Genomic DNA, 6000 nt, shown 5'->3' on the forward strand with positions numbered 1-6000 from the left:
GCGGACGTTGTGTCCGCGGGCGACAAGCGCGTCGACGATATGAGATCCGATGAAGCCGCAGCCGCCGATCACTAGGGTTCGGTTCATGAATGATAATCCGTAATTGTCGCGGTATTCCGTCGAAACGCGGGCTGATCGTGACTGACATGCGCGGCGCAACGTGGCCTTGGCACGATCACCCATACCGGAAACATGCTGCATTGCAAACAACTGCAGGGCTGGCCATAAGCCCTGTACGGTCACCGCAATCCGGGTCTTTGGACAGCACCGCGTCGGCGGAACAGGTCACCCCGAGGGAGCAGGCACAGTGTTGATCCTACACGCGAAGGCAAGCCAGCAGGCACAGGCATTGTCTGCCGAGCTTTTGAAAGAAAACGACTTCCTTGTGCTTGCCGGGCCGGTGGGGGCATTCGATGCCACCGCCTTGCACCCCGGGCCGGGTCGGGTCGGCGGGACCGTTCTGCGCTTTACCCACCTGACCCCCCGGCCATCTGCCTTTCAGGTGTTGGCCGACTGCGCCTGCCTCTGTCAGCGGCTTCTTGCCGAACATCTGTGCGCCCTGCGCTATCGTCAACCGCAGGACGAACAGACTGCCTTTTCCGGCGATGCCCCCGTCGCCTGGTCGGCGCAGGCGGACGGAACCGTGACCGCATTCCGCCTTGCGCCGATCATCGCCAGCAGTCCGCTGCTGATGTCGCTGTCACGCGATCTCTGTGGCCGGTCGATGTCGGACGACCGGCGCTTTGCCTTTCTTGCCGCCGCCTTTGCAGGAGCCTGAATGCCACAACTGAACGACATCTGGATGGCCATTGCCAGTCGCGCCGGGATCGCGGACCGACGCCCTGATTTTCGCTTCGACCCGGCATTCTACGCCCGCACCTATCCCGAGATCGACGGTGACGATGCCGCGCTGCTGCGCCATTTCGTCGACTGCGGAAAGGCCGAAGGCCGCAACGGTACATATTACAGTCTCCTGCGCCGACAGGCGCCCCATATCGACGGTGCCCTGGACAGGCTGGTCACGGACCCGGGCATTCGCGCGGCGATCGACGCCGGGCATCCCGAGGCGCTGCACTTGGCGTTCGAGGCGATCCTGCTGGGCGCTCCGGTCGATGCGGCCATCTCGGACTTTTCGATGTCGGCCTATCTGGAATGGTATCCCGACATCGAGGCGGCGGGGATGAACCCGTTGATGCATTATCTGCGCTTCGGATCGGTCGAGGGTGGGCGCCGCACCCTTGCGGATCTGCGCAAGGGGCTGCACCGGGGCCAGCAGGTGTTCCGGCCCGAACTGCCCACCGTCCTGATCTGCGTCCACGAGATGTCGCGCACCGGCGCGCCCGTCGTCGGACGCGATCTTGTCCGCGAGGCAAGCCGGACCCACAACGTCGCGGTGGCCGCCCTGCGCGGCGGGGACCTGCTGGACCAGTTCCTGCCCCACTGCTGCGGCGCGCTGGTGACCCAGAACCCGCTGCGCGAGATGCCCTACCTGAACGCCGACGTGTTCCGCCGGATCGACCATGCGATACTTAATTCCGTCGAATGCGCGCCGTTCATCCATCCGCTGGTCGCACAGCAGGTGCCGTTCGCAGCCTATATCCATGAATATTCGGACTATACGTTCCCGTCATGGAAGTCCCTGTACATGGCGGCCTTTGCGGATCTGCTGATCTTCTCCTCCGAACATGTCCGCGACAGCTGGCAGGGGCGCCTTGCGGATGTCGACTTCGACACCGCGACTGACAGCACCATCATTCCCCAGCACCCGCTGATCGACGGGCAGGTCACCGAACGGCGCCGGGTCGAGGCGCGGCGCAGGATTTCCGCGGCCCTGGGCCGTGATCTGGCAGATGCGCGCATCGTCTGCGGCGCGGGCCACGTCCAGTGGCGCAAGGGCACCGACATCTTCGTGCAGGCGGCGCAGATCTGCGCCGATGCGGACCCCGACACCGTGTTCGTCTGGATCGGCGACGGCCGGAACCACCAGGACATGGGGTTCGGCGTCTGGTTCGACTATCACCTCCGCCAGGTCGGCGCGAACCGGCCGGACGGCAACCTGTTCATGCTGCCGGCGGGGCCGCTGTATCTAGACGTGATGGACGCCGCGGATTCGATGTTCCTGTCCTCGCGGTTGGACCCGCTGCCGAACGTGGTCTTCGACGCGTTGCGGCGCGGCCAGACGATGGTCTGCTTCGACGGAGCCACGGGCTTTGCCGACGACCGGTATCGCGGATCCGACCGGATCACGCGCACCCCCTATGCCGACCCGGCCGCCGCGGTCCGGGCCCTGCTGGCGCTGCCCCGCAAGACGGGAACGCCGGACCAGGACCTGCCCGCCGCCGATGACGATGGGCCGCGACTGTTCCACCGCATGCGCAGCGCCCTGCACGACCGCCTGGTGCAGCAGCGCAACTTCGTCCTCGGCGAAAGCCGGATCGACATCCCGCTGCTGTTCACCAAGTCCGAGGCCGACCGCCCCCTGCGCCGGCAGGAACGCGAGAAGCTGTTCCGCTATGGCCGCCGGTTGCTGTGGCGCGACGTGGACGACGCGCGCACGACCGTCGCCGCATCCGACAACTGGGTGCACCGCCGCCTGCGCCTGGAGGAGTATCGGGCCATCGCGCCGGACGACGCCGGGGTGACGGACTTTGCCATCCACGTCCATGCGTTTTACATCGACGATCTGGACGACGACCTGCGCGATCAGGCGGCCTTCGCACGGGCCTCGCGCATCGTCGTGACCACCGATACCGAGGCCAAGGCCGACCGGATCCGCCAGATGGGCGCCGACCGCGGCCTGACCATCCAGACGCAGCTGGTGCCCAACCAGGGCCGGGACATCCTGCCCTTCCTGCGGCTGTTCGGGCGCGACGGCCTGGCGGGCGACGATCGCATCTGGTGCCACCTGCATCAGAAGAAGTCGGTCCAGACGACCTCGCACGGCGATGTCTGGCGGCGTTTCCTGCATCGCATCCTGCTGGGCGACCAGAACATGCTGTCCTGGGCCGTCCGCCGGATCGCCGACCCCGACGTGGGCCTGGTCGCGCCGTTCGAGCCGCATTTCGTGCCCTGGGACGATTCGCGGCGTCTGCTGGCGGGCATCGCGGACCGCTTTCCGGGACCGATGCCGCAGAACCCGCTGCTGTTCCCGGTGGGCAACATGTTCTGGACCAAAGCCGATGTCGCCCGGCAGATGCTGGACCTGTTCGGAGAGGACCACCCCTGGCCCAATGAACCGATCCCGACCGACGGCACCGAGTACCACCTGATCGAGCGCCTGTGGCCCGCCATCGCCGCGCGGATGGGGCTGGATTCGGTGTTCCTGCATAAGGATGATGAGGATCGGGTCTGACCCGGCGCCGCGCCTTCGTTCAAACGAATATGTGTGTGGGATCTGCGGACAAGCCTTGGACCACACTTAAGCAGGAGACGTCATGGTCAAGCTGATCGTTCATATTGGTCACGGCAAAACTGGGTCCAGTTCCATCCAAGAGACCCTTCTTTCAGGGCGCGATATTCTTGCTGATCAGGGAATAGCCTATCTTGGACTTATGCTGGAGCATGGTGGAGGGTTGAACCGTCATGATTGGCAGAAGCGGTCTGGCTCTGACATCTTCTTCGCCAATGCCCGCGATCCTCTCACCGCTAACGGCGAGATGTTCGCCGCTTTGTCGGAGGCGCTGTCACAATGCGATCGTGACGGCGTCACCAAGGCGATTTGGAGCAACGAATGGCTGGCACCCCGCTCGGGGATGGTGCTCCCGGCGTTGCAGAAGATCGCCGAGAGTGGGCACGAGATCGAAATACAATGCTACGTCCGCCGTCACGACAAGTGGGCGATCAGCGCCTATTCGCAGTGGGGCCTAAAGCATAAGTCATACGACGGCAGGGTTCGTGATTTCGAGAGCTGGATGCCGGTTTTCGGAGGACGATCGATACGGTTTGCTGACGACATAAAGCCGTGGCACGATGCTTTTTCCGACAAGGTGAAGGTGTTCAACTTCGACGCCATAGGCGATGTTGTCGAACATTTTCTGGTTAATAATCAAATCGCAGGGGTACGGCCTATTAATGAGAACGTATCTCCGTCTGCAGTAGAGATTGCGGCGCAGGCTGTTTTCAACAGCAAGCATCCCATTTCAATGCGCCCCTCAGAGTACGACAAGGTGGCTAATCTTCTTCGGCGTGATGCTGGGACTGAACAACCTTTGTCGACCATCGACAAGTTGTTTCCCAGTCAGGATGCATTGAAGACGCTTTTGGATGATCGCAGAGATGATATCGCAACCTTGAACGAGCATCTCGCACGAAACGGGCAGCCAGAACTGGACTTCACTACGCCTCCCCGGCCAGTTGAGCATCCCACGCCTTGGGCAATGGACCAATATCTTTTGCGTCTTGTCTTCGGCCTGAATGATGAACTGATAGCGCTACGCGCTCGGGTTGCGACGCTTGAGGCTTCACACAAGGCCAAGGGGAAGTAACTTTCTCTTGAACGCTTTGCAGGCATTTGCGATGGGCAGGAGACCGTCACGCAGACAGTCGGTCCCTGCCCGCCAGGCAGACCGACCCCCTTTGGGAGGAGGGGCGCGCTGCCTCTGACCCCGACCGGAGACGCATCAGATGACCTCGACCAGCCCGCAGACCGACCTGACCGTGCCGCCGGTCAGAACCGCCCTGATCGTGCTGGGCATGCACAGGTCGGGAACCTCGGCGTTGGCGGGTGTGCTGGGGCATCTGGGTGCGGCGCTGCCGCAGGACCTGATGGCGCCCTCGGACATGAACGCCAAGGGGTTCTTCGAATCGAACCGCATCACTGGGCTGAACGACCGTCTGCTGGCGCAGGCTGGCTTCACCTGGTGGGACCCGCGCCGCTTTCCCGCCGCATGGTTCGACACCCCCGAGGCGGCCATCCTGCTGGACGAGGCCGTCGAGGTGCTGCGGGCGGATTACGGCGATGCGGCGCTGTTCGTCATGAAAGACCCGCGGATCTGCCGCCTGCTGCCGTTCTGGACTGCCGCGTTGGACCGCTTCGGTGCGCAGGTCCGGATCGTGCACACGCACCGTGCCGCGTGGGACGTCGCCGCGTCGCTGGCCCGGTGGGCGGAGTACGAGCCCGAGTTCGGGCTGGTGCTGTGGTCGCGCCACGTCCTGGACGCCGAGGCCGACAGCCGCGCACTGCCGCGCTGCTTCACCAGCTTCGAGGCGCTGATGGACGACTGGCGCGCCGTGGCCCGCCATATCGCCGACGCGCTGGACCTGGACTGGCCGCGGGGTCCGGATCAGGCCGGCGCCGCGGTGGACGATTTCCTCAGCCGTGACCTGCAGCATTTCCGCGGCGCCTCGGCGACCGGTCCCGACGGCCAGCCCCTGCCGCCGGTGGCGGCAGAGCTGCAGCAGGTCCTGGGCGCATGGGTCGATGAGGGAGAATCGTCGCAGGATCACGATCGCCTTGATCGCCTGCGGTCGGCGCTGGATGCCAGCGGGCCGCTGTTCGACGGATTGGCCCTGCGGACCGTGCATCGTGCCCGTCAGGTGGCACATCTGTCGGGCCGGGTCGAAAGCCTGACGGCGGACCTGACCCAGGCGCGCCGGGAGCTGAGCCGTGCCGGGCAGGAGGCCGACCGCCGTGACGCCCAGATCGCCGAACAGGCAGAGCGTCTTGAGGTCATGGAGCGGCGCCAGCACGTCGCGTCGGTCCAGTTGCGACAGCTGACCGAACAGCGCGAACGCGAGATGCAGGAGCGCCTGCGGCTGGCCATCGCACTGGACGACCCGAACGCCATGGCGGACCGGCTGGACGACCTTGCCGAACGCGTGGAGCGTGTCACGGCCGAACGCCGCAGGGAGCGCGACCGCCTGAACGCCGAAGCCGAGGCGATGGCCGCCGAAGGCGCGCGGCTGCGCGAGGACCTGGCCACGGCCCGTGCCGAACGCGATGCCGCGCAGCGCTGGGGTGCGACCCGCGAGGCGGAGCTGCTGGCCAGCACCTCGTGGCGC

Annotated in this window: 4 protein-coding genes and 1 pseudogene; 4 read left to right on the forward strand and 1 reads right to left on the reverse strand. The window is 65.1% G+C overall.

All coding sequences use genetic code 11. The annotated features are described in order from the left end of the window. Positions 1-18: 18 nt before the first annotated feature. Positions 19-201: pseudogene (locus tag FHD68_RS19775) on the reverse strand (hypothetical protein); the annotation flags it as partial. Between the two features lie 106 nt (positions 202-307). On the opposite strand from FHD68_RS19775, the gene FHD68_RS01285 reads away from it, so the two are divergent. The 4 genes from FHD68_RS01285 to FHD68_RS01300 form a co-directional block, all read left to right on the forward strand. Next, the gene (locus FHD68_RS01285) at positions 308-778 is read left to right on the forward strand and encodes a hypothetical protein (protein WP_127897553.1); all 471 of its coding nucleotides are present in this window, start codon (positions 308-310) and stop codon (positions 776-778) included. Further along, entirely contained in the window at positions 779-3352 is a 2574-nt protein-coding gene (locus FHD68_RS01290; protein WP_240542477.1) for a rhamnan synthesis F family protein, read from the forward strand. It begins immediately after the preceding gene. A gap of 82 nt (positions 3353-3434) precedes the next feature. Next, complete coding sequence (locus FHD68_RS01295; RefSeq protein ID WP_127897554.1) at positions 3435-4484, forward strand: hypothetical protein; 1050 nt, start codon at positions 3435-3437, stop codon at positions 4482-4484. Positions 4485-4623: 139 nt separating this feature from the next. Then, the coding region (locus FHD68_RS01300; RefSeq protein WP_139085057.1) for a sulfotransferase family protein at positions 4624-6000 on the forward strand (1377 nt) is incomplete at its 3' end.

This window comes from Paracoccus marcusii (assembly GCF_006151785.1).
In the GTDB taxonomy this organism is placed as follows: domain Bacteria; phylum Pseudomonadota; class Alphaproteobacteria; order Rhodobacterales; family Rhodobacteraceae; genus Paracoccus; species Paracoccus marcusii.